The organism is Flagellimonas yonaguniensis, assembly GCF_029193885.1.
GTDB lineage: Bacteria > Bacteroidota > Bacteroidia > Flavobacteriales > Flavobacteriaceae > Flagellimonas > Flagellimonas yonaguniensis.
The window spans coordinates 20,382-46,879 of sequence record NZ_JARFVB010000012.1 but is presented as its reverse complement, the minus strand read 5'-3'; the positions used below and the strand labels follow the sequence as shown (position 1 = coordinate 46,879).

The window sequence follows — 26,498 nt, the reverse complement described above, 5'->3', positions numbered from 1 at the left end:
CGTCTATTCCCGCATCCACATTGCAGGCCAATGATATTCCCTTGATATGGTTCGTATGATTTCGTGAATCAAAGGAAAACCGTTGTCAGAGTTAGTCATAACCACAGCTCCACGTCCTGTATCCGCAAAAGAGACAGCGTAGCAAACAAAACCTGCATTTCCTCCCGTGTGTCTAAAGCGAAAAGCCTTGCCTTCTCCGTCTATTCCTATCCCAATGCCACCTGCATTTGGTACTCGGGTCATCATGGTCTTGGCTGATTTTTGACTTAACAACTTACTGTCTTCCCCTCGATATGATTGTCCCAAAGCTATCATGAAAAACGCCAAATCCGTTGGGTTGGTCCAAAGTCCAGCTGCTGCCTTTTCGGGATAGATATGATAGCCACCGTCAATAACTTTTCCATTTTCATCGTAACCATTGGCTGTTAAAGAATCCAACTTTTCAGGAAGCGGATAAGCAAAGGAACTGTTCTTCATTTCAGTTGGATTAAGAACCAAAGCGTCCAGTAGTTGGGGAAATTCTTCTCCTGTTACATCCTCCATCAACATGTGCAATACTTCCATCCCGCCGCCTGAATAAAATTCGGAGGTGCCAGGTTCTTGGAAAACACGCACAGGTTCTGAATTTGTTGTTTCGCTTCCTTGTAATACTTCCAATAGTGTTGGAATGGAATCCTTTTTGTGGTACCCTTGAAAACCCGATGTGGTTAATCCTGAAGTATGGCTCATTATTCCACGAGCGGTTACCTTTTCCGTTCCGGTAAATTCATTGTCAGGAACTTGCCATCTGATTAATTTTGAGTTGATATTTTCATTAAGGGAGAATTTGTTTTCTTCAATTAATTTAAATGCGGCAACACTGGCAACTGGTTTAGAAATCGATGCCGCTTGAAATAGAGTGCTTTCAGTTACATCTTCTTCTGTTTCCTTGTTTTTTTTACCATAACCTTTTGACCAAAGGATTTTATTGTTATCGAAAATAGTGATACTTACCCCTGGTACATTGAGAGATTTCATTCTTGATTCAATAGTGGTTGGAATAGAGTCATTTTTGCCATTTTCATCTATTTTGTAAATATTACTTTCAACTCGCTCCTGTAAAGTGATTACCTCATCTGCGGCGTTGGGGATTTTCTTTTTCTTATTGGAATTACACGATAATAATACAAGGGAAATTACAATGAAGCCGAAATTAATTTTACTCATTATTCCATGGTTTTAAGAGGTAAATCAATCTAAGGACTGTAATTTTTATTGAGTGTTGCAAACTCTTGGTCATTGTATGATGATATGATTCTTGTATAATTGTATGGGTTGATGCCAAAAACATTTTCGGCACTGAAAAGTGAAGCCAGTACTTTTCTCCAAAACAAAAAAAGCGCCCAAAAGGGGCGCCTTCTTATTCTACAATATCGTTTCGTTCTCGACTACGCTCGAACCGACAACTATTACAAATTAGGAATTACCAACACCTGATCCGGATGAATCACATTCGGGTCCTTTAGGATATTGGTGTTCGCATCAAAAATTTTGGTGTACTTCATCGGGTCGCCGTAGTAATGCTTTGCAATCTTGCTCAACGATTCCCCGCTCTTCACGGTATGCCTGTGGTACACGGAATCATCCTCTACGGTAATGTTCGCTTTGATATCGGATGGTTTTTCCCCTCCGATTTCTTTGATCTTGTCCCATAAGATGTTCTTCTCATATTGGGTCTTGGTCATTCCTTTTATCTTCAAAATGTCGCCTTCCACAACAACATCGCCGTTTTTCACTTCCAATTCCTCGCCTAGATCTAATACAGGTTGGTACTTTGCCTTTACACTCATAATGGTATTTTTTTACAGTTAACAATTAGAAGTCTCAAGATAGACAATCTACTCATATTTTGCCATTAAATTATTGTAATACTTTTTTTGCCGAAACCTTGCGTATAGGCTTTGTATATCAATAATTTAATTGTATTTTTGCACCCCTTTTGGCAAGGAGGCAAGAGAAAAAGGGAATTTAGAAAATCATTTTAAAACCACTTCCGCGGTAATTGTTCAACTCTTGTAAAACGTGGAATACAAATTTTAATCAGCAAGCATGGCTGAAGAAAAACAAAACGTTGAGGTAGAAGAAACTGCCGCAGCACAGGTAAAAGAAGAAACGCAACCCCAACAAGATCCTCAGGAATTTCTTGAAAATTTTGATTGGGACAAGTACGAGGAAGGAATTGAGCGCGTTGAAGACAGCAAGCTCAAGGAATTTGAAACACTTGTAGAGGAAAACTTTGTGGACACTGCCGATGAAGAAGTAGTGGAAGGAGAAGTTGTTCACATGACAGACCGTGAGGCCATCATTGACATCAATGCCAAGTCCGAAGGTGTGATTTCCTTGAATGAGTTCCGCTACAATCCCGACCTAAAAGTTGGTGATAAGGTTGAGGTACTTATAGATATCCGTGAAGACAAAACCGGTCAGTTGGTATTGTCCCACAGAAAAGCAAGAACCATCAAGGCGTGGGAGCGTGTAAACAACGCACACGACAAAGAAGAAATCGTTACTGGATTCGTTAAATGCCGTACCAAAGGTGGTATGATCGTTGACGTATTCGGAATCGAAGCCTTCTTGCCAGGTTCTCAAATCGATGTGAAGCCTATCCGTGATTACGATCAGTACGTAGGTAAGACCATGGAGTTCAAAGTAGTGAAGATCAACCACGAGTTCAAGAACGTAGTGGTATCGCACAAAGCTTTGATCGAAGCGGACATCGAAGAGCAGAAAAAAGAGATCATCGGCCAGTTGGAAAAAGGTCAAGTATTGGAAGGTATCGTGAAGAACATTACATCTTACGGGGTATTTATCGACCTTGGAGGTGTGGATGGATTGGTACACATTACCGACCTTTCTTGGAGCAGAATCAACCACCCAAACGAGGTTGTGGAGCTAGACCAGAAATTGAACGTGGTTATCTTGGACTTCGATGATAACAAGTCTAGAATCCAGTTGGGTCTTAAGCAATTGGAGAAACACCCATGGGATGCCCTTGGTGATGAGATCAAAGTAGGTGACAAAGTAAAAGGTAAGGTAGTTGTGATCGCTGATTACGGTGCATTTATCGAAGTTGCCGAAGGTGTTGAAGGTTTGATCCACGTTTCAGAAATGTCCTGGTCTACGCACCTAAGGTCTGCACAAGACTTTGTAAACGTAGGTGACGAAGTTGAAGCCGTTGTATTGACCTTGGATAGGGAAGATCGTAAAATGTCGTTGGGTATCAAGCAATTGACCCCAGACCCATGGACCGATATTACTTCTAAATATCCTGTTGGATCAAGACATAAAGGAATCGTTAGAAACTTTACCAACTTTGGTGTATTCGTAGAGTTGGAAGAAGGAATCGACGGTTTGATTTATATTTCCGATCTTTCATGGACCAAGAAAATCAAACACCCATCCGAGTTTGTTACTGTAGGTGACACTTTGGAAGTGGAAGTATTGGAATTGGACGTGGATGGACGCAAATTGAGCCTAGGTCACAAACAGACCACAGAGAACCCTTGGGACAAGTATTCCGAAGAGTTTGCTGAAGGAACAATTCACAAAGCTGCGATTGCAGAGGTTGTTGACAAAGGAGCTACCATTAACTTCAACGAGGACATCGTTGGGTTTGTTCCACAACGTCACATGGAAAAAGAAGACGGCAAGAAATTGGTAAAAGGTGAAGAGGCCGAATTCAAGATCATCGAGTTCAACAAAGATTTCAAACGAGTTGTGGCCAGCCACACTGCAATCTTTAGAGAGCAAGAAGACAGAAATGTGAAAGCCGCTGCCAAGAAAAGAGCTGCATCATCCGATGAAGCCGCTCCGACCCTTGGAGATGCGAACTCCGCATTGCAAGCATTGAAAGACAAGATGGAAGCCGATTCCAAGAAAAAGTAATCGGACTTTTCAATGATACAAAGCCCCGCTGGAAACAGTCGGGGCTTTTTTATGCCCCGAACATTTTAAAGAATTGCTTACTTTTGTATTCAACCGAGTTGGTCGTACACAGCCTATGAGTCAAAAAGTTCTGCTTACTTCAAAGGAAATCAACATCATACTGCACCGGTTGGCCTGTCAGCTAATGGAAAACCATTTGGATTTCAAGGATACCGCATTGATTGGTATTCAGCCCAGAGGCGTTTTTTTGGCAGAAAGATTGGTAAAGATTCTCAAAAAGGAATACAAGATCAAACATATTGACCTTGGTTCCTTGGACATCACATTTTTTAGGGACGATTTTGGACGAGGGGAAATCCTCAAGGCCAATTCCACACAAATGAATTTTTTGGTGGAGGACAAAAAAGTGGTGTTCATTGATGATGTTCTCTATACAGGGAGAAGTATCCGGGCGGCTTTAACAGCCATTCAATCCTTTGGGAGACCAAGTAATATTGAATTGTTGACGTTGATTGATAGAAGATTCAGCAGGCACTTGCCCATACAGCCTACATACCGAGGTAGACAGGTGGATGCTATAAACGAGGAAAAGGTCAAGGTAATGTGGGAAGAGAACGATGGTGAAGACAAAGTATATTTAGTAAGCAAATAAAAGATAATGAGCGAGTTAAGTGTAAATCACTTGTTGGGAATAAAGTATCTGAACAAAAAGGATATATCGCTCATTTTTGAAACGGCCGATCATTTTAAGGAAGTGATCAACCGTTCTATAAAAAAGGTGCCCACCCTTCGGGATATTACCATAGCCAATATCTTTTTTGAGAACAGCACACGTACCAAGCTATCTTTTGAACTGGCCGAGAAACGGCTTTCAGCGGATGTGGTCAATTTTTCCGCAGGGCAATCCTCGGTAAAGAAGGGAGAGACCCTGATTGATACCGTGAACAATATCCTGTCCATGAAAGTGGACATGGTGGTGATGAGGCACCCCAATCCGGGAGCAGGAATTTTCCTGTCCCAGCACGTAAAAGCATCTATTGTAAATGCAGGGGATGGTGCACATGAACATCCCACGCAAGCTTTGTTGGATTCCTTTTCCATCCGTGAAAGATTGGGCGATGTGGGAGGAAAGAATGTCGTCATTGTAGGGGATATTCTGCATTCCCGAGTGGCACTGTCCAATATTTTTGCCCTAAAATTGCAGGGCGCCAATGTAAAAGTGTGTGGACCAAAAACCCTTATCCCCAAACATATCGAATCCTTGGGGGTTGGAGTGGAGACCAACCTGAGGAAAGCCTTGGAATGGTGCGATGTGGCCAACATGCTGCGTGTACAGAATGAGCGAATGGATATCAGTTATTTCCCTTCCACACGAGAGTACACCCAGCAATTTGGGGTCAACAAGGAGCTCTTGAACAGTCTGGACAAGCAAGTGGTGATCATGCACCCAGGCCCAATAAACCGTGGTGTGGAAATTACCAGTGATGTGGCCGATTCCGACCAGTCCATTATATTGCATCAGGTGGAAAATGGAGTAGCGGTGCGTATGGCCGTACTTTACCTATTGGCATCAAAAATTAAGTAAGAAATGATTTTCGACAAAGACGGAACCACAACCATTGTTTTCCAAGAGAACACTACACTTTCCGGTTTTTTGGAAAACCTCAATAAGGCCTACCCAAAATTGAAGCACGACAACATTGTTGTCAACCTTTTTTCTTTTGATAAAATTGCTGTGAGCGATTTATTGGAGTTTTTGGACATTTCCAACCAGCATAGGGCATCTGGACAATCTTTTGTTTTGGTGACCGACAAATTAAGTTACGATGAAGTTCCTGAGGAAATAAGTGTAGTGCCTACCCTGCAAGAGGCCAAAGACCTTATTGAAATGGAGGAGATTGAACGTGACCTAGGCATATGAAACTTACGATACTTGGTTGTTATGCCGCTACACCACGAACATTTACCAATCCTACTTCGCAGGTACTCGAGATCAAGAACCATCTTTTTTTGATCGATTGTGGTGAGGGAACCCAAGTACAGCTGAGAAAATATAAGGTCAAGTTTTCCAGGATCAACCATATTTTTATATCACATCTACATGGAGACCATTTTTTTGGGCTTCCCGGTTTGATATCGACCTTTAGGTTATTGGGCAGGGATAAGGAACTGCATATTTATGGTCCAAAAGGCATCAAACAGGCCATTACCCTGTTTTTGAAATTGGGCGATTCTTGGACCAATTATCCTTTGATATTCCACGAATTGGAATCCAAGGAATCCGAGCTTGTTTTTGAAGATGAAAAGGTTACTGTGCGAACAGTTCCCCTGATTCACAGGGTGTACACCAACGGATTTTTCTTTGAAGAAAAGGAAGCGCCCAGAACTTTGGACATTGCTATTGCGAGAAAATTTGGTGTGGACAAGAGTCAGTTCAACAACATTAAAAAAGGAATGGATGGAGTTGATGCATCGGGAAAAACAATTCCCAATAAAAAACTCACTTTGGATCCTCCTGAGCCAAAAAGCTATGCCTTTTGTAGTGATACGGTTTATAATGAAGCCATTTTGCCCATCATAAAGGATGTTACCGTACTGTACCATGAATCTACTTTTTTGGATTCCGAGGAACATCTCTGTGAGAAAACAAAGCACTCGACCTCCAAACAAGCAGCGCAAATTGCCAAAAAAGCCAATGCAAGCCTTTTGATTTTAGGGCATTATTCCACACGTTACAAATCCATCGAACTGTTCAAAAAAGAAGCAAAAGAAGTTTTCCCGGTTGTGGAATTGGCCGATGATGGTAAGGTGTTCGACTTTGGCAACTGAAAAATCACAAAACTTTTACAACCCCCTTACTTTGTGGAGACCCTATTTTTGACGAACTTCACATCATGCAAAAAGACCTTGGCGATTACAGAAAATCTTACGAGAAAAGCGAACTGACCGAAGCATCCGTGAAGGAAAATCCACTGGAACAATTTCAAAAATGGTTCCACGAAACCGAAGCTTCCGATGGAGTGGATGAACCCAATGCCATGACGGTATCCACCATTGGTTTGGACGGTTTTCCAAAAAGCCGGGTCGTTTTGATGAAGAAATTCACTTTTGAAGGCTTTATTTTCTACACCAACTACCAAAGCGAAAAAGGGAGGGCCATTGAAGCAAACCCATCGGTTTGCCTGTCCTTTTTTTGGCCAAACATGGAGCGTCAGGTCATCATTAAGGGAAAGGCGGAAAAAATTGCCGAAAATCTATCGGACGGTTATTTTGAATCCCGTCCGCACGGTAGCCAATTGGGTGCCGTAGTCTCCGACCAAAGTGAAGTGGTTCCGTCACGTGAATATTTGGAGGGCAAGTTAAAGGAACTTGAGCAAGAATATGAGGGAAAGGAAGTGCCCAGACCCCAGTATTGGGGAGGTTATTTGGTACGACCCATTTCCATCGAATTTTGGCAGGGACGTCCCAATAGGCTGCACGATAGAATCCGATACTCCCTACAAGAAGATTATGATTGGAAAATAGAACGTTTGGCACCATAAACCCCAGAAAGATGAAACAATTGATACTGATGCGACATGGGAAATCTTCATGGGATTACGATGTCTCCGATAAAGATCGACCACTGAAGCAAAGAGGGATAAACGATGCCCATTTGGTATCCAAGACCTTTGGGTTGCATGCGCCCACTATCGACTTCATATATTCCAGCCCTGCCAACCGTGCTTTGCATACCAGTCTGATTTTTGTGCGGAACATGGGGTTTGATTTATCAAAATACAGTGTTAATAACTCCCTTTATGACTTTTCGGGCAATAGTGTAGAGCAATTTGTGCAAAAGCTGGACAACAGTTTGGACACCGTTGCCATTTTTGGGCATAATTATGCCTTTACTTCGCTTGCAAATACTTGGGGAGATCAGTATATTGAGAACGTTCCCACGGCTGGACTTGTCCATATTACATTTGGTGTGGATGATTGGTCCAAAATATCAAAGGGAACCACCAAGCAAATGGTCTTTCCAAAACACTTGAAAAAATAAATGGTAAAAACAACGAACGAATATATAAACAGGGAAATCAGCTGGCTGCAGTTCAATGCCAGAGTGTTGCAAGAGAGCAAAGACCATAGGGTTCCCCTGATTGACCGCTTACGGTTTTTAGGGATTTTCAGCAACAATTTGGATGAGTTCTTCAAAGTACGGTATGCCACGGTAAAACGTATTGTTGATGCTGGAAAAACAGGTAAAAGTGTATTGGGAGGGGAAAAGGCCAAAGATCTTTTGGAAGAGATCACAAAAATCGTGATCGATCAGCAGGCCCGTAGTTTGGAGATTTTCAAGCAAATTGACAAAGAACTGCGTCAAGAGAATATTTTCATCATTCGGGAAACCGAAGTAAGTGAAAGTCAGGCCGAATTTATTCGTGATTACTTCTTTAAAAAGGTAAACCAGGAATTGATGACCATCATCCTGAACGACCTTACCGAGTTTCCTTTGCTAAAGGACACAGCGGCCTATTTGGCCGTTAAGGTGGTAATGAAGAACGGTTCCACCAAAGGAAGGCACAATCGATATGCACTTATCGAGATTCCCAAGGGCATTGACCGTTTCATTGTATTGCCCAAAGAAGGGGATAAGGACTATGTGATCATGCTGGACGATTTGATTCGTTTTTGTTTGGACAGCGTGTTTACCATGTTCGATTTTGAATCCATCTCGGCCCACATGATCAAGATCACAAGGGATGCTGAACTGGATATCGACAATGATCTGAGCAAGAGTTTTATCGAAAAGATTTCTTCCAGTGTGGAGCATAGAAAAATCAGTGATCCCGTTCGATTTGTTTATGACAAGAGTATTGACAAGGATACACTTCAGTTCCTAAAGGAAAAAATGGACATTATGGATACCGATAGTGTGATTCCAGGTGGCCGTTACCACAATCGAAGGGACTATATGGGCTTCCCTAGTTTGGGACGTCATGACCTGATGTATGATAAAATTGAACCTTTACCCGTAAAAGGACTCAGCATGAAGGGGAGTTTGTTGGATATAATAGCCCATAAGGACTACATGATCTACGCCCCATACCATACCTTCAGTTATGTGACCAAGTTTTTGCGAGAAGCTGCACTGGACCCACAAGTGCGAAGTATTAAAATTACCATATATCGTTTGGCGAGCGATAGCCAGATAGCCTCCGCTTTGGTCAATGCTGTAAAAAATGGAAAACAAGTTACCGTGCAGATCGAGTTACAGGCTAGATTCGATGAGCAGAACAATATTGAATACGCCAACCATTTACAGGATGAAGGGGTTAATTTGATTTTTGGTGTACCGGGACTAAAAGTGCACAGCAAGATTTGTTTGGTGGAGCGTGAAGAGGTTGAGGGAATCAAACGATATGGGTTCATCAGTACAGGAAACTTTAATGAGTCGACAGCTAAAATCTATACGGATTACACCTTGTTCACGGCACATCAAGGTATTTTGAAGGATATGAACAAAGTATTTGGCTTCTTCGAGACCAATTACAAGATCAATAAGTACAAACACCTGATCGTATCCCCACATTACACCAAATCAACTTTTATGAAGTTGATCGATAATGAGATTGCCTTTGCCAAGGCAGGGAAAGAGGCCTATATCAAAATAAAGATGAACAGTCTGACTTCCTACAAGATGGTGGACAAACTTTATGAGGCCAGTAGGGCAGGGGTAAAGATTCAAATGATCGTAAGGGGTATTTGCTGCTTGATTCCCGGTGTGGAAGGTATGAGCGAGAATATTGAGGCCATAAGTGTTGTGGATAAATTCTTGGAGCACCCAAGGTTGTTCATTTTTGGAAATGATGGAGATGCGAAAATCTATATTTCCTCAGCGGACTGGATGACACGTAACTTGGATTTTAGGGTAGAGGTAGGGTGTCCTATTTACGATCCTGATATAAGACAGGAGCTGCTCGATACCTTCGACATTTCTTGGAGGGACAACTCCAAGGCACGGGTCTTTTCTGCAAAGCAGGACAATGCTTATAGAAAGCGTGCCAAAGGCCAACCAGAACTACGTTCCCAATTCGAGATGTACGATTACTATAAACGAAAGTTGGAAGATTAACCGTGCATGGTTTCTTTTTTGCCGAGGCCCTTCATTAATTGGGCCTCGTACTCTAGAAGATCGTTCCATTTTTGGTCCACTTCCTCTTTGTTGCCGTACTTTCGGGCAAATTTCAAAAACATAGTATAGTGGTTGGCCTCGCTGACCATAAGGTTTCTGTAGAACTCGGATAGTTCCTCGTCGTCTATTTCCTCTGAAAGCAATCGAAACCGTTCACAACTGCGGGCCTCGATCAAAGCTGCGTACAAGAGTTTGTGCACCAAGTGGGTTTCCCTACTGCCGCCTTTCGGGAAGAATTTCATCAATTGAACAACGTATTCGTCCTTGCGCTCACGACCCAAGACCCACCCACGTTTGATGATTTTATCATGTACCATATTGAAATGGCCCATTTCCTCGCGAGCAAGAGCGGTCATTTCCTTGACCAATTCCGATTTTTCAGGAAAACCAATAATGAGGGAAATTGCCGTACTGGCAGCTTTTTGCTCACAATAGGCATGATCTGTCAAGATTTCTTCGATGTTCTTTTCAACGATGTTGACCCATCTTGGGTCCGTAGGTAGTTTTAGGCCTAGCATGGTACTCGTTTTTCCGCAAAGATAATCCGATAGGATTAAATAAATTCGTTGAACCCTCGTTATATTTGTAAAACCAACAGATTTTAGACGTCTTATGGCCAAAACCTCAAAAGATTATCTCTCCGATATTCTTAAATTAAATATAAAGGAACCTGAATTCCAATGGTTGACAGGTACTGTAGCAAAAATTTCAGAATCAAAAAGCAAAAGGGACCTATATATTTCATACAGCCTATGTACTTCTAAAATTCATGATGAACCGATTACGGATTTCGGTACATCCGATTTTGAGTGGAAGGATTATTTGGAAACACAACAGGCTTCCACCTTGGAGCTGTCCAGAATATTTATGCTTTCTTCCGTGTTGGAGGCTCAAGATGAGTTTTTGAAGGCTGTGCAACAGCTGATTCAGATAGCGGACAAGACCGAGCTGGAAACATTTCTGAAATATTTGGTCTTGTTGCCGAATCCCAACAACTTTAAGTTTGCTGCGGTGGAAGCGCTCAGGACCAATATTGCGACAGTTTTTAATGCTATTTCCCAATACAATCCTTACCCTTCCCGATACTTTAGTACGGCGGAGTGGAACCAAATGTATCTGAAGTCCGCTTTTATGCAGCAAGATTTGAAGAAGATACCCGAAGTCGATAAAATGGCCAATAAGGATTTGGCACGGATCATTTCTGATTATGCACATGAAAGGTGGGCGGCATCAAGGGGTGTTGACCCCATGTTTTGGCGCCCTGTATCCAATTTTATGGAAGACAAGTTGGTCGATGATATAGAACGCCTTTTCAAAAGTGATGAGGAAAGGGAGCAAAAGGCAGCCACTTTGGTTTGTTTTTGTTCCGATGCTGATTCGGCTAAGAAACTACTCGATACCTACAACACCCATCTACCAAAAGTGGAGCAGGGTGATATAACCTGGAAAAATTTATAATATCATGGATGATAAACTAATGATAATAGACCCACACGTTCACATGACCTCCAGAACTACGGACGATTATGAGGCCATGGCAGCAGCTGGTGTGGTCGCTTTGATTGAACCGTCTTTTTGGTTGGGGCAGCCCAGGACACAAGTGGGGTCGTTTCAAGACTATTTTAGCAGCCTTGTGGGCTGGGAACCCTTCAGGGCTTCACAATTTGGAATAAAACACTATTGTACCATTGGGCTCAACTCCAAAGAGGCCAACAATGTGCCCTTGGCGGAGGAAGTAATGGAATTGCTGCCATTGTACCTTCACAAGGAAAATGTGGTGGCTATCGGTGAAATTGGCTACGATGACCAAACCGAGGCTGAAGACCGCTTTTTTAGGGAGCAGTTGGAATTGGCCAAGGCTTTTAATATGATGGTTCAGGTTCATACCCCACATAGGGACAAAAAGGCAGGTACCATCAAAAGTATGGAGGTATGTCTGGAACATGGCATAGATCCTGGAATGGTGGTAATAGACCATAATAACGAAGAGACTGTTAGAGATGTGTTGGACCGAGGATTTACTGCAGCTTTTACTATTTATCCTAAAACCAAAATGGGGAACCAACGTATGGTGGAAGTAGTCAAAAAATTCGGTAGTGACAATATTATAGTGGACAGTTCAGCCGATTGGGGTGTGAGCGATCCTTTGGCCGTTCCAAAAACAGCGAACTTGATGCTACAGAACGGAGTTGCCCGGGAAGATGTGGTAAAGACCTGTTACCAAAATGCTTTGGACTTCTTTGGTAGGTCTGGAAAAATGAAAGAGGAGCATTGGTTGACCCCAGAGGCCATTGATCAACGAAAACTATTCAATGACAATAGTGTACTTCGTGGTCAAGAACCAAAGGTAGAGGATAACAAAATCGTTTAATGAATCCACGCTTAAAGGCATATCTCCAACTGTGCAGGCCTGCCAATTTACCTACGGCGGTTGCCGATATTCTGGCAGGTATGTCCATATCGGGCCTATTCGCTGGATTGGAGGTTTTTGAAATACCGATTGTGGACCTGCTGCCGTTCCTGATGTTGATCATGGCTTCCGTGTTTTTATACGCGGGAGGTGTGGTGCTCAATGACGTGTTTGATGTGGAAATTGATAAAATAGAACGCCCGGAGAGACCTATTCCGAGTGGAATAGTTCCGTTAAGAAAGGCAGGTCTATTTGGTTTTGTCTTGCTTTTAGTTGGTGTCTGTTTGGCTTTTTTAGTAAACAGGGATTGTGGTTTGATTTCCATTTTATTGGCATTGGCTATTTTGTCCTATGACAAATTTGCAAAGCATCATGCGTTTCTTGGGCCTCTTAACATGGGAGTGTGCAGGGGATTAAATCTGCTGATGGGTATTTCTTTATTGGATACTATGGAGAACTGGCCCTATGTGCTAGTCCCCATAGTGTTTATATTTGCCGTGACCATGATAAGTCGCGGTGAGGTACACGGAAAGAATAAGGGCAATATATTGCTGGCCGGTCTGTTGTATGTAGTAGTGCTATTTGGTGTGTTTTATTTGCATCAAGTATTTGCAAATGGCGACCTTTGGTATATGGTGTTTTTAGGGCTCTTTGCTTTTATGGTATTCAAACCTTTAATTAAGGCCTACCAAAACAATACACCGGGGAATATTAAAAAGGCTGTTAAGTCCGGCGTTTTGTCCATCATTTTGTTGGACGCTGCCATGGCGGTCGCACATGCCAATATCATTATAGGAGTATTAATGCTTTTATTGTTGCCGTTATCCATGTATCTGGCCAAACAATTTGCAGTTACTTAACTTATGAACAAAAAATTACCCGCTATTCGGCAAGAGTTTCAGGTAAAGTATAGCTATCAGTTACTTTTTACCCAGCATTTATTTGCGATAAAGAATCCATTATTTAAAGATGTATTGGCGGAATACCGTCCAAATTATCCTGTCAAATGCCTTTTTGTGGTGGATGAAGGGGTATTGGAGCATCATCCGAAACTTGAAGGGCAAATAAAATCTTATTGCAACAACTTTAAAGATCAGATTCAGTTCACCGACCTAATTGCTGTTCCTGGAGGGGAGCAAAGTAAAAAGAATCAGTACAGTGTGGATCAATGTCTTAAAGCCATCAACGAGAATGCAATTTGTAGGCATTCCTTTGTTGTTGCCATCGGTGGCGGTGCCGTGGTGGATATGGTAGGGTATGCTGCGACCATCGCTCATAGAGGGGTAAAACTTATCAGAATCCCAACCACTGTTTTGTCCCAAAATGATGCTGCCGTAGGGGTAAAGAACAGTGTGAATGCCTTCGGTAAAAAAAACTTTCTCGGTACTTTTTCAGTGCCCTATGCCATCATCAACGACCTGGATTTTTTAAAAACCTTGGAACAACGTGACTGGGTGGCCGGGATTGCCGAGGCCATTAAGGTGGCCTTAATCAAGGACAAACAATTCTTTGAATATATTGAATCCAATGCAGAGGCACTGTCCAATCGGGAAATGGAACCGATGGCTTATCTGATCCATCGCTGTGCTGAATTGCACATGGAGCACATCGCCGAAGGGGGGGATCCTTTTGAGAGTGGTTCTTCCAGACCTTTGGATTTTGGCCATTGGTCAGCCCATAAACTGGAATATATGACTAATTATAGCCTACGCCATGGCGAAGCCGTAGCGATTGGTATGGCAATAGATATGGTTTATGCCAGTTTAACAGGTGTCCTGAAAGATGACTTGGACAGGGTGTTGAATGTCATGAAAAAGGTAGGGTTCTCATTGGAGGTTCCGTTTGAAAAGGATGTGGATATCAAAGAATTACTGAACGGAATTGAAGAGTTTCGTGAGCATTTGGGAGGAGAACTTACCATTCCATTGATTCCCAAGATGGGAACAAAAACCGATGTTCACAGCATCGATTATCCAAAAATGGAAGAAGCAGTCCGAAGCTTTACGTACAAACCGCAAAACTCTATATGAGGATCAAGGAAAAATATCATCTGACCTATTGTACAAATATCCATGCAGGTGGCGATTGGAAAGAAACATATACCAGCCTAAAACAACATTTACCAAAAATCAAGCAATCCGTCTCTCCCGATCAAGCGTTCGGTCTGGGGCTACGATTGAGCAACGCGGCCAGTTTGGAACTGGACGAGGGGCAACTTCAGGGGTTCAAGGAATGGCTTGAAGAGCATGATTGTTATGTGTTTACAATGAACGGATTTCCCTACGGGAACTTTCATGGCGAACCTGTAAAGGATCAGGTCCATGTACCCGATTGGACCACAAATGAGCGGTTGGACTATACCCTGAGAATGTTCAAACAATTGGATTTTTTGGCTCCCGAAGGCATGGAATGTGGTATTTCTACATCCCCTGTTTCCTATAAACATTGGTTTGATAGTGCAACGGAAAAGGAACAGGCCTTTGCCAAGGGGGCAGACCAGATGGTTCGGGTAGCTTTGGAGCTGTACAAAATAGAAAAGGCATCAGGGAGGTATATGCATTTGGATGTGGAGCCAGAGCCCGATGGATTTTTGGAAAATACAAAGGAGGTGCTCGGTTATTATGAGGATTATCTGGTTCCCGAGGCCATCAAGGCGTTTGAACCTTTTCAATTGAGTCCCGATAAGGTGGAAGAACTGATTAAAAGATATATTACGGTCTGTTATGATGTATGCCATTTTGCACTGGCCTACGAAGCACCAAATTTGACTTTTGAAAAGTTCAAGGCGGCCAATATCAATGTGGGAAAAATTCAAGTGAGTGCAGCGCTAAAGATTGTTTTCAACAAGAACAAGGAAGACGAACTTTGGGACACTTTGGCTGAATTCAATGAACCGGTGTATTTGCATCAGGTTACCGAAGTGGTGGATGGAAAAGTAAAGACCTATAATGATCTGCCCGTTGTTTTGGAGAAAAAGGCCCCTTTCCAAGAGTTACGCTCCCATTTTCATGTGCCCATATTTTTGAGGGACTACGGACTGCTTCATTCCACGCAAGATCAGATTGTAAAGGTGTTGGAATATATGGAAAACCACTTTGTAAGCCATCATATTGAAGTGGAAACCTATACATGGGATGTTTTGCCGAACGAACTCAAAGTACCGATTACAGAGTCCATTGTGAGAGAATTGGAGTGGATGAAATCAAGATTAAAATGAAGAAGACCGTTGTCATCAACATAGTTGGACTTACCCATAGATTGATAGGGGAGCATACCCCTTTTATAAAATCATTTCTGGAAAAGGGCAAGAATAGTGTGGTAGAGCCTGTTCTGCCCGCCGTTACATGTTCCGCACAAAGTACCTATTTAACGGGTAAATGGCCTACCGAGCATGGCATTGTCGGTAATGGATGGTTTTTTAAAGAAGAATTGGAAGTGAAGTTTTGGCGTCAGGGAAACCCTTTGGTGCAATCCAACAAAATTTGGGACGAGCTGAAAACTTTGGATTCAACTTTTACCTGTGCCAATATGTTCTGGTGGTACAATATGTACAGTACTGTGGATTTTAGTGCCACACCACGCCCCAACTATCTGGCCGATGGTAGAAAGCTCCCCGACATTTATACATATCCTGTTGAATTGCGGGACAAGCTTCAGGCGAAGTTGGGAACCTTTCCACTGTTCAAGTTCTGGGGGCCGAAAACTTCCATAGCATCAAGTAAATGGATTGCCGATGCCACTATGGAAATGGATAAGGAAAACAATCCGACCTTGACCTTGGTGTACTTGCCCCATTTGGATTATAACACACAACGTCATGGTCTGAACTTTGATATCCTGCAGAAGGATTTGAGGGAAATTGATGCAGTGGTCAAGGATTTGGTGGAATATTACGAAGGAAAGGCGGCCAATGTTGTTTTGTTATCGGAATACGGTATTACCGATGTGTCCAACCCGATTCACATTAACCGATACCTGAGAAAGAAAGGATATTTGGGAATTCGTGTGGAAAGAGGATTGGAACTATTGGATGCAGGTGCTAGTGATGCCTTTGCTGTGGCAGACCATCAAATTGCCCATGTGTATGCCAAAACAACCACGGATCACGAAAAGTTACACGACTATTTGAAAACGATTCCAAGTGTGGAAAAAGTCATTCCAAGGGATGAACTGGAAGCGAATCATTTGAACCACGAACGCGCTGGGGATTTTGTGCTTGTTGCGGACAAGGATAGTTGGTTTACCTATTATTTTTGGGAAGATGATGCCGTGGCACCCGATTACGCCAGAATGGTGGATATCCATAAAAAGCCCGGTTACGACCCTGTTGAGATGTTTACCGATCCCAAGGATAAATTGGTTATGCCAAAAGTGATATGGAAACTACTAAAAAAGAAGCTTGGCTTCAGGACTGTGATGGATATTATCCCTTTAAAAGCGGAATTGGTAAAAGGTTCCCATGGAAGAATTCCAGAGGACAAAGCGGATTGGCCCATACTTGCAACCAATAACCAAGACGGCCTGATTAAATCGGAACTGTTGGCAACCGAAGTTTATGAAGTGCTTAAAAATCATGTAATTCAATAAATATGGAAACGTTTTTCAAAATTTTTGCGGTTGTTTTCACGCTGTTGTTCGGATATGCAATAGTGGTGCAATTCAATGATCCTGATGCATTAAAGTGGGTGTTGATCTATTTGACGGCTGCTGTGGCTTCCGTACTTTTTCTGCTAAAGAAACTTAAATCCAGCATCTATTTTTTATTGACCATTTTCTTTTTGGTGCTGTTTTTCGTTTATTGGCCTGAGACCTACGAAGGTGTACAGTTGGACCATGGCATGAAAACCGTGAATATTGAAGAAGGACGGGAGTCTTTGGGGTCTTTAATTGCGGCTGTAGTGATGTTGGTCTATGGATTGAGAACCCGCTTTTTGAACAAATCAAAAGTCTAGATCAAACTCTTGTCTCAGTAAATCCAAATTGGGGTTTTTCTCCCGTAATTTTTCATACTTTTCCTCAGGGGTAAAGGCAAATTTTTTGGCCACCTCTTCGTTCACGGTAATGTACAGTGAAATGGAGTAGTTGTTCAGTTTTTGTTTCAGGTAGTCGAGCATTAAGCTTTGTTCCCGTTCAATTTCTTTTTTCATGGTACCATTGGGAAGCTCGATCCAAATGGTATTCTCATTTTTTAGCTTGGGCACATCGGTTTGGAGGTTACTGGCCAGTATTTTTCGTCCCTGTTTTTCCAATTGGTGCACAAAATCGTCCCAATGCTGTTGCATTTCTTTCTCCTCAAAGGCATCTTTGGGCAAGTCTTTTTCGTCAATGCTAGGGGACTTTGTGTTTTCATGGGCTTTTTTGACCTTGATGCTAGACAGTGAAAGCCCAGATACCCGTTTTTCCGATCCCTTTATTTGAATCTTTTTTGGTTGGTATGATTCTTTGGGTTCATTGACCAGTTCTTTTTCAGCTTCTTTATCTTTTAGGGTGGAAACTTCTTTGTTGGGCTGTGTTTCTGGGGACGGTGGTATTGCTGCTTGCTTTTCCTCCTTTTTTGGGGATGTCTTGGCAGTCTTGTTTTCTGGAGCTTTTACACCATTGGTGATAACGGTTTCTTCTTTGAAAAAGGAAGCGGGAATTAAGAAATCAGCGTTTTTTTTTTCTCCATCGAAAGTGATGGAGGCTAATTTCATGAGGGTAAGCTCTACGAGTAATCGTTGATTTTTGCTTGTCTTGTATTGCAGGTCGCAATCGTTGGCCAAGTCAATGGCCTTTAACAGAAATTGTTTTGATGCTTTTTTTGCCTGGTCTTGATATTGTTTGGTTACATCTTCACCTACCTCAAGCAAGTTTAAGGTATCAGGGTGTTGGCATACCATCAAATCCCTGAAATGTGATGCCAAGCCGGTAATGAAATGATGACCATCAAATCCAAGGGACAGGGTTTTGTTGAACAGGATCAACAATTCGGGAATGTTGTTCTCCAGAATCAAATCGGTTGCCGAGAAGTAAATGTCGTAATCAAGAACGTTGAGGTTTTCCGTTACGGCCTTTCTGGTAAGCTCTTTTCCCGAGAAGCTCACTACTCGGTCAAAAATCGATAGGGCATCGCGCATGGCACCATCTGCCTTTTGGGCTATGATGTGAAGTGCACTCTCTTCAGCCTCGATGCCTTGCTGCTCGGCAATATGTTTTAGGTATTCCGAAGCATCCTTTACCGTGATGCGTTTAAAATCAAAAATTTGGCATCGGGATAGGATGGTGGGTATGATTTTATGCTTCTCCGTGGTGGCCAAGATAAAAATGGCGTGCTTAGGCGGTTCTTCCAAGGTCTTCAAAAAAGCATTGAAGGCCGATTGGGAGAGCATATGGACCTCATCAATAATATAGACCTTGTACTTGCCTGCTTGCGGAGGAATGCGTACTTGATCTATCAAACTACGGATATCGTCCACAGAGTTGTTGGAGGCAGCATCCAGTTCAAAAATATTGAAGGCAAAATCCTCATCTTCCCGTTCCGTGCCATCTTGGTTTATCTTTTTTGCCAAAATACGGGCACAGGTAGTTTTGCCCACACCCCTTGGGCCACAGAACAATAGGGCCTGGGCCAAATGATTGTTCTCGATGGCATTTAGCAGCGTATTGGTAATGGAAGACTGGCCCACAACATCCTTGAATGTTTGGGGTCTATATTTTCTAGCTGATACTATAAAAGGTTCCAATACTCAGGAAAATAGAATTACTACAAATATAAAAATAGGATTGGGCAAACTTGCCTGCTAAGGAAGAGTTAGGCCGTTTTTTATTAACAATTGGATTACCTTTGTACACAGCAGGCCACCTTATCGCTGCAAGTATGGGCAACTATGCTTGAAGAGGAAAGTCCGGACACCAGAGTGCGGCATAGCGGGTAACGCCCGTCCGCCGTAAGGCGAGGACCAGTGCAACAGAAAGCAAGTACAGTTCGGCTGTAGTGAAATCAGGTAAACTCTATGCGGTGAAACGTCATGTAAACCAATGCTCGAGGGCTGCACGCCCGAGTTGGAGGGTAGGCGGTTGGAACACTTGGGCAACCATTTGTCTAGATAAATGATAAGGAGTTCCCAAAATTAATTTGGGATGCACAGAATCCGGCTTATGGCCTGCTTTTATTCTATTATTTCAAAAAAGCTGAAAATGCTTCCGCCATATTTCCTTTGCATCGAAAATTTTGGATGTTCCGAAAGGTCAGTTTGGTCGGAATGCTCAATGATCAAAACACCGTCTTCCAACAAAAGTTCATTGCCAAAAACAAGATCGGCGATCTTTAAAAAATGCTCCGTATCAAAATCATAAGGGGGATCGGCAAAAATAAGGTCGAATTTTTCAGGTGTACCTTGCAGAAACTTGAATACATCTGATTTTATGGTAGTGATGGAAAATCCCAGCTCTTGTGCTGTTTTTGAGATGTATCGAACACATCCTTGAAAGCCGTCCACCGCTGTAATGTTTTCCACGCCACGGGAGGCAAACTCATAACTGATGTTCCCTGTCCCTGAAAATAGATCGAGCACTTTGAGTTCATCAAAATAGAACCGATTGTTCAGAATATTGAACAGGGCTTCCTTTGCCATATCGGTGGTGGGGCGTACGGGCAGTTTTTTAGGGGCTATCAATCTTTTGCCCTTATATTTTCCTGAAATGATTCGCATGTTAAAGTGCGCTTAAAATCGAAAAATCAATGCTTTCGTTTTCCAATTGCTCCAAAGGAGAGGAAGGGTTGCTGGGTACAAAAACAGCAACGTTTTTAATGTATTTGTAGCAAAGCTCGTAAATCGGGTCGCCTTCTTCTATGGCACCGAACAGTTTGAGTTGCACTTTTTCCAAATCCATTTGCAATTGTTCCAAACCGAACAGTAGATAATACAGGAAATCCTCTTTGTTCCTGTACTCGAACTGATTGTAAAAGAGGAGCTTTTTATCCAATATGACCATCATCTCCATCTCCCGTTCCGATACTTGCACATAACAAACAGGTTCGCTTGTTGTTCTGTTTTGATTCAGCAAGGTGTTGATGAGAACGGTACCGCTGTGCTTGAATTCAAATGCTCCGAAAAGTTCAAAAATATAGTTGTTCACATTGGTGTAAGGTATGTAAACGTTTACGATTTCTTGGTTTGGAATTTCATCGTGGGCGATAAGATCATTTGCCATGATCTTGGCATTGAACTTTAAATAGTTTGGTAGTTCTTCTTTGTTGAAAAGTGGCTTGGGAACCAAGCCGAACATATTGTTTTTATGGATAACCAGAACCTCGGAAAAATTCCTTCCGATTTCCCCTTGATTGCTCAGTTTCTCCTTCAATTCCTTGAGCATCAGGTATGGGGTAAGCTGTGTTTTGAACGTTACCCGTTCAAAGGCAAGGATTTTGTTGGTAATGGTATCCAGTACACAAAAAGAAAGTCCATTCAAGCCAGCTTGAATGGACAGTTTTCTATAAGTGCTATTTGATTTGTTCTGTGCTATAGCTAGTTCTTCTTTTTCCTATCATAGATAGGTGGCCAGTTACCGTTTGTACTAACATCAGTCAACGAACCTACCTTGATTTCAGCACCGTTAACCTCTTCCACGCTTTGGTATGCTTTTTCCTTCTCAAGCAAGTCTTCCGGTTGATCATACAAAACAACATCTTTCTTTACTTTGACCTCGAAAACAGGAGCTTTGTAGCCACTTTTGTCGATGATGTCCGCTTTCATTTCGAACTTCTCGTTGTTTTGGGCAAAAGGAACGTTCATCATGGTTTTGTAGCGGTCATCAGCTCCGAACAAGGAATCTTTTACCTTTACGGTGCCCAAGGTGTCAATAATGATAGTATCCTGTTGCATGTCAATTTGGTAAGCTCTGTCATACCTCATGAAGGAAGAGTCACGCTGTGTGGTAATTGTATAGCTACCTGTATCGATGAATTTGATCAAGCTTTCAAAATCACCTGCGTACTTTCCATTTACTATTTTGTAAGCTTCCTGGGAATCCCTGATGTCCTTTAATTTGTTGATGACTTGAGTGAACCTTTCGTTTCGTACTTTATTGAATTCGATAGGTGCATTGATGGAATCGTATATCTTATAACCAAGGTAAATACTCAAGATTCCGAATAAAATTACGAGAACCGGCTTTATTTTTTGAGGTAAAAATCTATCGATCAAGAAAACAAGCCCTATGGTCACAAGGCATATTAATACAACAATAAGAATTAAGTTTAACATATCTGATACTGTCTTTCAAAAGTTAATTTAGTGGTTACAGACAAATCTACAATATTTTTTTTATTGGAAAACTTTTTGCTTTAAAAAAGACCGCTATATTTAACGCTCATGAAGGATTTTAACGCAGCTGAATTTTTAAAGATTTTAACCGAAAAATTTCCGTACCAACCTACCGAAAAACAGGGGCTGGCACTTAATAAGCTGGCTAACTTTGTTTTAGAGGGGAAAAAGGATGATGTGTTCTTGCTGAAAGGGTTTGCTGGAACGGGAAAGACAACCTTGATCGCCACCTTGGTAAGCAGTCTTTGGAAAGTGAAAATGAGTTCCGTTTTGATGGCGCCTACGGGTAGGGCGGCCAAAGTCATGTCAGTTTATTCGGGAAACAAGGCCTTTACCATCCATAAAAAGATATATTTTCCAAAGAAACAATCGGGTGGGGGAATCCAATTTGTACTGGCCCCAAACAAGCACCGAAACATGGTCTTCATAGTGGATGAGGCCTCCATGATTCCAGATGCACCTGCCGATTCCAAACTGTTCGAAAATGGGTCCCTTTTGGACGATTTAATGTATTATGTCCACTCGGGACATAACTGTAAATTGATATTGATTGGGGATACGGCCCAGTTGCCACCGGTAAAATTGGAGTTGAGCCCTGCCCTGGACGAAAACCGTTTGTCCTTAAATTATAATAAGGAAGTGGAATGTTTGGAACTGGATGAGGTCATGCGACAATCGGATGATTCTGGAATTCTACACAATGCCACCAATCTTCGGGAGCAATTGCAATCGGAATTTTTGGATGACTTTAAGTTCGACCTGCATAATTATAAGGACATCGTCCGCTTGATCGATGGCAACGAAATTCAAGAAGCCATCGATTCGTCCTACACCGAAAAAGGAAAGGAACAAACGGCCATAATAGTTAGATCTAACAAAAGGGCCAATCTCTATAATCAAAACATACGGGAACGTATTCTGTTTCTGGAGAACGAAATCTCCGTGGGCGATTATATGATGGTCGTAAAGAACAATTACTTCTGGTTAAAACCCAATTCCGAAGCAGGATTTATTGCCAACGGGGACATTATTGAGGTTTTGGAACTTTTTGCCATAAAAGAGCTGTATGGTTTTAAGTTTGCCGAAGTAAAGGTGAGAATGGTTGATTATCCCAACCAAAAACCTTTTGAAACCGTTCTTTTGTTGGATACTATCACGGCTGAAACACCGTCACTTTCCTACGAGGATGGGAATAAACTTTACCAAGAGGTAATGAAGGACTACGCTCATGAAAAATCCAAGTACCGAAAGTTTTTGGGTGTAAAGAACAACCGGTTCTTCAATGCATTGCAGGTCAAGTTTTCGTATGCAGTTACCTGTCACAAATCCCAGGGGGGACAGTGGGACACGGTTTTTGTGGAACAGCCCTATTTACCCAACGGGGTGGACAAAGATTACCTTCGATGGCTATATACCGCAGTAACAAGAGCGGAGCGCCAACTCTATTTGATAGGTTTCAAGGATGATTTTTTTCTTGACTAGGAAAAACCTATTTTAGACATCAGCATGAATATTGAACCAGATACCATAATAAGTTTGTTCCTCGGAATCGGATTGGCGGCCTCCACAGGTTTTCGCGTCTTTCTCCCCCTTTTTGCCCTCAGTTTTGCGGCGTATATGGGAGTTTGGGACTTGAACGAAAACTGGCAATGGATTGGTAGTCTAACCGCTTTGATTACCTTGGGGGTGGCAACGATCGTTGAGATTTTCGCCTATTTTATCCCCTGGGTGGACAATGCCTTGGATGGGATTGCACTTCCTTTAGCTGGAATCGCAGGTACTGCGGTAGTGGTGTCCACTGCGGCTAATTTGGACCCCGTCGTGACCTGGTCCTTGGCCATTATCGCTGGTGGAGGAACGGCAACGGCCATCAAAGGAGCAAATGCTGCGGGAAGGTTAACTTCAACGGGAACCACAGGGGGGTTGGCCAATCCTTTGGTGTCGACGATGGAAACGGGGGCGGCCGTGGCCGTGAGCACCGCATCCATTTTGGTGCCCCCAATCGCGGCGATCCTGGTTATTATGATATTACTGGTCATATTTAGGATTTACCGAAAAATAAGGCCCAAGACAAAATAATATTCAATCAACCAAAAAACTAAAAGTGAAAATAATCTCCATGATTCCCGCCCGCTATCAAGCCTCTAGGTTTCCAGCCAAACTAATGCAGGACCTTGGCGGCAAACCGGTTATTGTGCGAACCTACGAAGCGGCGGTGAACACAGGACTTTTTGATGACGTATACGTGGTGACCGATAGCCCTATAATTTCCGATGTGATTCAGGGAATAGGTGGTAAGGTCATCATGAGCAAAAGAACCCATGAGAGCGGGAGCGATAGAATTGCCGAAGCGGTAGAGGATATGGATGTGGATGTGGTGATCAATGTGCAGGGGGACGAACCTTTTATCGATGCCGCAAGCTTGGGGAAGATTATACAGGTCTTTAAAAACGATACGGAAAAGGAAATTGATTTGGGCTCGTTAATGACCCCGATTACCGATTGGGAGGAAATATCCAACCCCAACACTGTAAAAGTCATTGTGGACAACCAAGACTTTGCACTCTATTTTTCGCGTTCCCCGATTCCTTATCCTCGTGATAAGGAAGTCGAAGCAACCTATTATAAGCACAAAGGGGTCTATGTTTTTAGAAAACGGGCATTGATGGATTTTCAAAAGCTGCCCATGTTGCCCTTGGAGGCCAAAGAAAAAATTGAGGCCATACGCTTTTTGGAGTACGGTAAAAAAATAAAAATGGTGGAAACCCATGTCACGGGCATCGAAATCGATACCCCCGAAGATTTGGAACGCGCAAGAAAAGTATGGAAGTAGATTTCTCCAACATAAAGACCATTGGCTTTGATGCAGACGATACCCTTTGGGTAAACGAAACCTATTTTAGGGATACCGAAGAGAAATTTGCGGAGCTTTTGGATGGGTACGAGACCAAGAACAAAATAGACCAAGAGCTCTTTAAAATGGAAATGGCCAATTTGGAAACCTATGGTTACGGTATCAAAGGTTTTATGCTCTCCATGATAGAATCGGCGCTCGACCTTTCCAACAATGAAATTTCTCAAGAAACCATAGGTGAAATATTGAATCTGGGCAAAAAGATGATTTCCCATCCCGTGGAACTGCTCGATGGAGTAGAAGAGGTCCTTTCCCAATTGGTGGGGAAGTATCGATTGATCGTGCTCACAAAAGGAGATCTTTTGGATCAAGAGCGGAAACTGGAAAAGTCAGGATTGTCCCAGTATTTCCATCATGTGGAAGTGTTGAGCGATAAAAAAGAGAGTAATTACCAGAATTTATTGGAGCATTTAGATATAGATGTCAACGAGTTTTTGATGATAGGAAACTCCTTAAAGTCGGATGTATTGCCTATCTTGAATATTGGGGCAAAGGCAGTGCATGTGCCGTTTCATACCACATGGGTCCACGAAATGGTGTCGGAAGACGAAATGGTGAACAATCACCTTAAATTGAACAGCCTCAAGGATATTTTGAAGTATTTGGACAACTAATGAAGACAGATAATAATTTGAAGAAGCAAGAAACAACATCCACCCATAAAACCCTGTTCAAGAACTTTCCCATGGTACCCAGAGTAATTTTTGGGGCCGGGTGTTTTTCGCAACTAGGGGATATTTTGTTGCCCATGCGCAAGAGTTCTGAGGCACCATTTGTTTTTTTGGTGGACGATTTCTTTGAAAACGAGGAATTCTTGGCAAAGGTTCCGTTGATGTTCAATGATGAGGTAATTTTTATCTCGGCGGAAGAAGAGCCCAAAACAGCCCAAGTAGATGCATTGGTGGCGCAGATTAGGGAAAAATATAACGAACTGCCCTCAGGGGTGATCGGTATTGGCGGTGGTACACTGCTCGATTTGGCCAAGGCCGTTTCCATCCTTTTAAACAACAAGGGCTTGGCGAAGGACTATCAGGGTTGGGATTTGGTGAACAAACCCGCATTGTATCATGTTGGTGTTCCTACCATTAGCGGTACGGGAGCCGAAGTGTCCAGAACAACAGTACTTCTGGGGCCAGAAAAAAAACTGGGTATCAATTCGGATTTCACACCCTTTGATCAGGTGTTATTAGATCCCGATTTCAGTAAAACAGTGCCTAAAGAACAATGGTTCTACACGGGAATGGATTGTTTTATACATTGTGTGGAGTCGTTGACAGGAACTTATTTGAATGCCTTTAGCCAAAGTTATGGCGAAAAGGCCATGCAACTCTGTAAGCAAGTGTTTTTAGAAGATATAGCTCCAGAAGAATCAAGGGATAAATTAATGATGGCCTCATGGCACGGAGGAATGAGCATTGCCTATTCGCAGGTAGGTGTGGCCCATGCAATGAGCTACGGACTTTCCTATCTTTTGGGAATTAAACATGGAATAGGCAATTGTTTGGTGTTTCAGCATTTGGAAGAGTTTTACCCTGAGGGAGTGGCACTTTTCAATAAAATGATGGATAAGCACAACATAACAATGCCAAAGGGGATTTGTGCCGAACTTACCCAAAATGATTTTGACGTTATGGTAAATATTTCTTTGGGCTTGGAACCTCTATGGGAAAACGCTTTGGGCAAGGATTGGAAAACCATCATGACGCCAGAGCGTCTTCAAGCGCTATATCAAAAAATATAAGATACGTTCCTGATAAATCAAGGTTT

27 protein-coding genes and 1 other RNA gene are annotated in these 26,498 nt (G+C 42.4%); 21 read left to right on the top strand and 7 right to left on the bottom strand.

Annotated elements, in window-relative coordinates; genetic code table 11:
- Positions 1–3 precede the first annotated feature (3 nt).
- A complete protein-coding gene (locus tag PY092_RS15290) occupies positions 4–1,206 on the bottom strand; it encodes a serine hydrolase domain-containing protein (protein ID WP_275616677.1) in 1,203 nt (400 codons plus the stop codon).
- A gap of 242 nt (positions 1,207–1,448) precedes the next feature.
- Complete coding sequence (locus tag PY092_RS15285) at positions 1,449–1,829, bottom strand: LysM peptidoglycan-binding domain-containing protein (protein ID WP_275616676.1); 381 nt, start codon at positions 1,827–1,829, stop codon at positions 1,449–1,451.
- A gap of 259 nt (positions 1,830–2,088) precedes the next feature.
- Between PY092_RS15285 and rpsA the strand changes: the two genes are divergently transcribed.
- The 8 genes from rpsA (at position 2,089) to ppk1 (ending at position 10,042) form a co-directional block, all read left to right on the top strand.
- Complete coding sequence (gene rpsA / locus PY092_RS15280; RefSeq protein WP_275616675.1) at positions 2,089–3,924, top strand: 30S ribosomal protein S1; 1,836 nt, start codon at positions 2,089–2,091, stop codon at positions 3,922–3,924.
- Positions 3,925–4,039: 115 nt separating this feature from the next.
- Positions 4,040–4,576 (top strand): bifunctional pyr operon transcriptional regulator/uracil phosphoribosyltransferase PyrR, encoded by a 537-nt coding sequence (pyrR, locus tag PY092_RS15275; RefSeq protein WP_275616674.1) that lies wholly within the window; start codon positions 4,040–4,042, stop codon positions 4,574–4,576.
- Positions 4,577–4,582: 6 nt separating this feature from the next.
- Positions 4,583–5,509 carry an aspartate carbamoyltransferase catalytic subunit gene (locus PY092_RS15270; RefSeq protein ID WP_275616673.1) on the top strand — a complete coding sequence of 309 codons (927 nt, stop codon included), beginning with the start codon at positions 4,583–4,585 and terminating at the stop codon, positions 5,507–5,509.
- 3 nt (positions 5,510–5,512) lie between these two features.
- Complete coding sequence (locus PY092_RS15265; RefSeq protein WP_275616672.1) at positions 5,513–5,845, top strand: ribonuclease Z; 333 nt, start codon at positions 5,513–5,515, stop codon at positions 5,843–5,845.
- Positions 5,842–6,753 carry a ribonuclease Z gene (locus tag PY092_RS15260; protein WP_275616671.1) on the top strand — a complete coding sequence of 304 codons (912 nt, stop codon included), beginning with the start codon at positions 5,842–5,844 and terminating at the stop codon, positions 6,751–6,753. Before PY092_RS15265 ends, PY092_RS15260 begins: the two co-directional genes overlap by 4 nt.
- Positions 6,754–6,818: 65 nt before the next feature.
- A complete protein-coding gene (gene pdxH / locus PY092_RS15255; RefSeq protein ID WP_275616670.1) occupies positions 6,819–7,466 on the top strand; it encodes a pyridoxamine 5'-phosphate oxidase in 648 nt (215 codons plus the stop codon).
- A gap of 11 nt (positions 7,467–7,477) precedes the next feature.
- Complete coding sequence (locus PY092_RS15250) at positions 7,478–7,966, top strand: SixA phosphatase family protein (RefSeq protein WP_275616669.1); 489 nt, start codon at positions 7,478–7,480, stop codon at positions 7,964–7,966.
- Positions 7,967–10,042 carry a polyphosphate kinase 1 gene (gene ppk1, locus PY092_RS15245; protein ID WP_275616668.1) on the top strand — a complete coding sequence of 692 codons (2,076 nt, stop codon included), beginning with the start codon at positions 7,967–7,969 and terminating at the stop codon, positions 10,040–10,042.
- Here the strand turns inward: ppk1 and PY092_RS15240 are convergent.
- On the bottom strand, positions 10,039–10,620 hold the full coding sequence (locus PY092_RS15240) for a MiaE family protein (protein WP_275616667.1): 582 nt from the start codon (positions 10,618–10,620) through the stop codon (positions 10,039–10,041). The two genes, ppk1 and PY092_RS15240, sit on opposite strands and share 4 nt — an antisense overlap.
- A gap of 94 nt (positions 10,621–10,714) precedes the next feature.
- Here PY092_RS15240 and PY092_RS15235 point away from each other — a divergent pair, with 94 nt between their 5' ends.
- The 7 genes from PY092_RS15235 to PY092_RS15205 are packed head-to-tail and all read left to right on the top strand — an operon-like array spanning position 10,715 to position 17,464.
- A complete protein-coding gene (locus tag PY092_RS15235; protein WP_275616666.1) occupies positions 10,715–11,560 on the top strand; it encodes an EboA domain-containing protein in 846 nt (281 codons plus the stop codon).
- Positions 11,561–11,564: 4 nt separating this feature from the next.
- A complete protein-coding gene (locus PY092_RS15230) occupies positions 11,565–12,473 on the top strand; it encodes a TatD family hydrolase (RefSeq protein ID WP_275616665.1) in 909 nt (302 codons plus the stop codon).
- The gene (gene eboC / locus PY092_RS15225; protein ID WP_275616664.1) at positions 12,473–13,372 is read left to right on the top strand and encodes a UbiA-like protein EboC; all 900 of its coding nucleotides are present in this window, start codon (positions 12,473–12,475) and stop codon (positions 13,370–13,372) included. Before PY092_RS15230 ends, eboC begins: the two co-directional genes overlap by 1 nt.
- A 3-nt stretch (positions 13,373–13,375) precedes the next feature.
- Positions 13,376–14,542 carry a 3-dehydroquinate synthase gene (locus PY092_RS15220; RefSeq protein ID WP_275616663.1) on the top strand — a complete coding sequence of 389 codons (1,167 nt, stop codon included), beginning with the start codon at positions 13,376–13,378 and terminating at the stop codon, positions 14,540–14,542.
- Positions 14,539–15,729: a metabolite traffic protein EboE gene (gene eboE / locus PY092_RS15215; protein WP_275616662.1), complete on the top strand. Its 1,191-nt coding sequence runs from the start codon at positions 14,539–14,541 to the stop codon at positions 15,727–15,729. The genes PY092_RS15220 and eboE overlap by 4 nt, the downstream gene beginning before the upstream one ends.
- Positions 15,726–17,099 (top strand): alkaline phosphatase family protein, encoded by a 1,374-nt coding sequence (locus PY092_RS15210; RefSeq protein WP_275616661.1) that lies wholly within the window; start codon positions 15,726–15,728, stop codon positions 17,097–17,099. Before eboE ends, PY092_RS15210 begins: the two co-directional genes overlap by 4 nt.
- A gap of 2 nt (positions 17,100–17,101) precedes the next feature.
- Positions 17,102–17,464 (top strand): transmembrane 220 family protein, encoded by a 363-nt coding sequence (locus PY092_RS15205; RefSeq protein WP_275616660.1) that lies wholly within the window; start codon positions 17,102–17,104, stop codon positions 17,462–17,464.
- Here PY092_RS15205 and PY092_RS15200 read toward each other — a convergent pair.
- Complete coding sequence (locus PY092_RS15200; RefSeq protein WP_275616659.1) at positions 17,453–19,234, bottom strand: DNA polymerase III subunit gamma/tau; 1,782 nt, start codon at positions 19,232–19,234, stop codon at positions 17,453–17,455. The two genes, PY092_RS15205 and PY092_RS15200, sit on opposite strands and share 12 nt — an antisense overlap.
- Before the next feature lie 107 nt (positions 19,235–19,341).
- On the opposite strand from PY092_RS15200, the gene rnpB reads away from it, so the two are divergent.
- Positions 19,342–19,665: RNase P RNA component class A (gene rnpB / locus PY092_RS15195), an RNA gene on the top strand.
- Here rnpB and PY092_RS15190 read toward each other — a convergent pair.
- Genes PY092_RS15190 through PY092_RS15180 form a run of 3 tightly spaced genes read right to left on the bottom strand, consistent with a single transcriptional unit; the run spans position 19,661 to position 21,670 of the window.
- Positions 19,661–20,203 (bottom strand): RsmD family RNA methyltransferase, encoded by a 543-nt coding sequence (locus PY092_RS15190; RefSeq protein ID WP_275616658.1) that lies wholly within the window; start codon positions 20,201–20,203, stop codon positions 19,661–19,663. The two genes, rnpB and PY092_RS15190, sit on opposite strands and share 5 nt — an antisense overlap.
- A gap of 1 nt (position 20,204) precedes the next feature.
- Complete coding sequence (locus PY092_RS15185) at positions 20,205–20,963, bottom strand: DUF3822 family protein (protein ID WP_275616657.1); 759 nt, start codon at positions 20,961–20,963, stop codon at positions 20,205–20,207.
- 56 nt (positions 20,964–21,019) lie between these two features.
- Complete coding sequence (locus PY092_RS15180; protein WP_275616739.1) at positions 21,020–21,670, bottom strand: hypothetical protein; 651 nt, start codon at positions 21,668–21,670, stop codon at positions 21,020–21,022.
- 195 nt (positions 21,671–21,865) lie between these two features.
- On the opposite strand from PY092_RS15180, the gene PY092_RS15175 reads away from it, so the two are divergent.
- From PY092_RS15175 to PY092_RS15155, 5 genes are read left to right on the top strand one after another with little or no spacing between them, the layout of a single operon-like run.
- Positions 21,866–23,299 (top strand): ATP-dependent DNA helicase, encoded by a 1,434-nt coding sequence (locus PY092_RS15175; RefSeq protein WP_275616656.1) that lies wholly within the window; start codon positions 21,866–21,868, stop codon positions 23,297–23,299.
- Between the two features lie 24 nt (positions 23,300–23,323).
- Positions 23,324–23,896 (top strand): DUF4126 domain-containing protein, encoded by a 573-nt coding sequence (locus PY092_RS15170; protein ID WP_289623260.1) that lies wholly within the window; start codon positions 23,324–23,326, stop codon positions 23,894–23,896.
- 40 nt (positions 23,897–23,936) lie between these two features.
- Entirely contained in the window at positions 23,937–24,650 is a 714-nt protein-coding gene (gene kdsB / locus PY092_RS15165; RefSeq protein WP_275616737.1) for a 3-deoxy-manno-octulosonate cytidylyltransferase, read from the top strand.
- Entirely contained in the window at positions 24,641–25,345 is a 705-nt protein-coding gene (locus PY092_RS15160) for an HAD family hydrolase (protein ID WP_275616655.1), read from the top strand. The genes kdsB and PY092_RS15160 overlap by 10 nt, the downstream gene beginning before the upstream one ends.
- The gene (locus tag PY092_RS15155) at positions 25,345–26,472 is read left to right on the top strand and encodes an iron-containing alcohol dehydrogenase family protein (protein WP_275616654.1); all 1,128 of its coding nucleotides are present in this window, start codon (positions 25,345–25,347) and stop codon (positions 26,470–26,472) included. Before PY092_RS15160 ends, PY092_RS15155 begins: the two co-directional genes overlap by 1 nt.
- Positions 26,473–26,498 lie beyond the last annotated feature (26 nt).

Bases quoted from the DNA above. Each gene is read 5' to 3' on its own strand.
- PY092_RS15290 (WP_275616677.1), bottom strand. From the start codon at position 1,206: ATGAGTAAAATTAATTTCGGCTTCATTGTAATTTCCCTTGTATTATTA.
- PY092_RS15285 (WP_275616676.1), bottom strand. From the start codon at position 1,829: ATGAGTGTAAAGGCAAAGTACCAACCTGTATTAGATCTAGGCGAGGAA.
- rpsA (WP_275616675.1), top strand. From the start codon at position 2,089: ATGGCTGAAGAAAAACAAAACGTTGAGGTAGAAGAAACTGCCGCAGCA.
- pyrR (WP_275616674.1), top strand. From the start codon at position 4,040: ATGAGTCAAAAAGTTCTGCTTACTTCAAAGGAAATCAACATCATACTG.
- PY092_RS15270 (WP_275616673.1), top strand. From the start codon at position 4,583: ATGAGCGAGTTAAGTGTAAATCACTTGTTGGGAATAAAGTATCTGAAC.
- PY092_RS15265 (WP_275616672.1), top strand. From the start codon at position 5,513: ATGATTTTCGACAAAGACGGAACCACAACCATTGTTTTCCAAGAGAAC.
- PY092_RS15260 (WP_275616671.1), top strand. From the start codon at position 5,842: ATGAAACTTACGATACTTGGTTGTTATGCCGCTACACCACGAACATTT.
- pdxH (WP_275616670.1), top strand. From the start codon at position 6,819: ATGCAAAAAGACCTTGGCGATTACAGAAAATCTTACGAGAAAAGCGAA.
- PY092_RS15250 (WP_275616669.1), top strand. From the start codon at position 7,478: ATGAAACAATTGATACTGATGCGACATGGGAAATCTTCATGGGATTAC.
- ppk1 (WP_275616668.1), top strand. From the start codon at position 7,967: ATGGTAAAAACAACGAACGAATATATAAACAGGGAAATCAGCTGGCTG.
- PY092_RS15240 (WP_275616667.1), bottom strand. From the start codon at position 10,620: ATGCTAGGCCTAAAACTACCTACGGACCCAAGATGGGTCAACATCGTT.
- PY092_RS15235 (WP_275616666.1), top strand. From the start codon at position 10,715: ATGGCCAAAACCTCAAAAGATTATCTCTCCGATATTCTTAAATTAAAT.
- PY092_RS15230 (WP_275616665.1), top strand. From the start codon at position 11,565: ATGGATGATAAACTAATGATAATAGACCCACACGTTCACATGACCTCC.
- eboC (WP_275616664.1), top strand. From the start codon at position 12,473: ATGAATCCACGCTTAAAGGCATATCTCCAACTGTGCAGGCCTGCCAAT.
- PY092_RS15220 (WP_275616663.1), top strand. From the start codon at position 13,376: ATGAACAAAAAATTACCCGCTATTCGGCAAGAGTTTCAGGTAAAGTAT.
- eboE (WP_275616662.1), top strand. From the start codon at position 14,539: ATGAGGATCAAGGAAAAATATCATCTGACCTATTGTACAAATATCCAT.
- PY092_RS15210 (WP_275616661.1), top strand. From the start codon at position 15,726: ATGAAGAAGACCGTTGTCATCAACATAGTTGGACTTACCCATAGATTG.
- PY092_RS15205 (WP_275616660.1), top strand. From the start codon at position 17,102: ATGGAAACGTTTTTCAAAATTTTTGCGGTTGTTTTCACGCTGTTGTTC.
- PY092_RS15190 (WP_275616658.1), bottom strand. From the start codon at position 20,203: ATGCGAATCATTTCAGGAAAATATAAGGGCAAAAGATTGATAGCCCCT.
- PY092_RS15175 (WP_275616656.1), top strand. From the start codon at position 21,866: ATGAAGGATTTTAACGCAGCTGAATTTTTAAAGATTTTAACCGAAAAA.
- PY092_RS15170 (WP_289623260.1), top strand. From the start codon at position 23,324: ATGAATATTGAACCAGATACCATAATAAGTTTGTTCCTCGGAATCGGA.
- kdsB (WP_275616737.1), top strand. From the start codon at position 23,937: ATGATTCCCGCCCGCTATCAAGCCTCTAGGTTTCCAGCCAAACTAATG.
- PY092_RS15160 (WP_275616655.1), top strand. From the start codon at position 24,641: ATGGAAGTAGATTTCTCCAACATAAAGACCATTGGCTTTGATGCAGAC.
- PY092_RS15155 (WP_275616654.1), top strand. From the start codon at position 25,345: ATGAAGACAGATAATAATTTGAAGAAGCAAGAAACAACATCCACCCAT.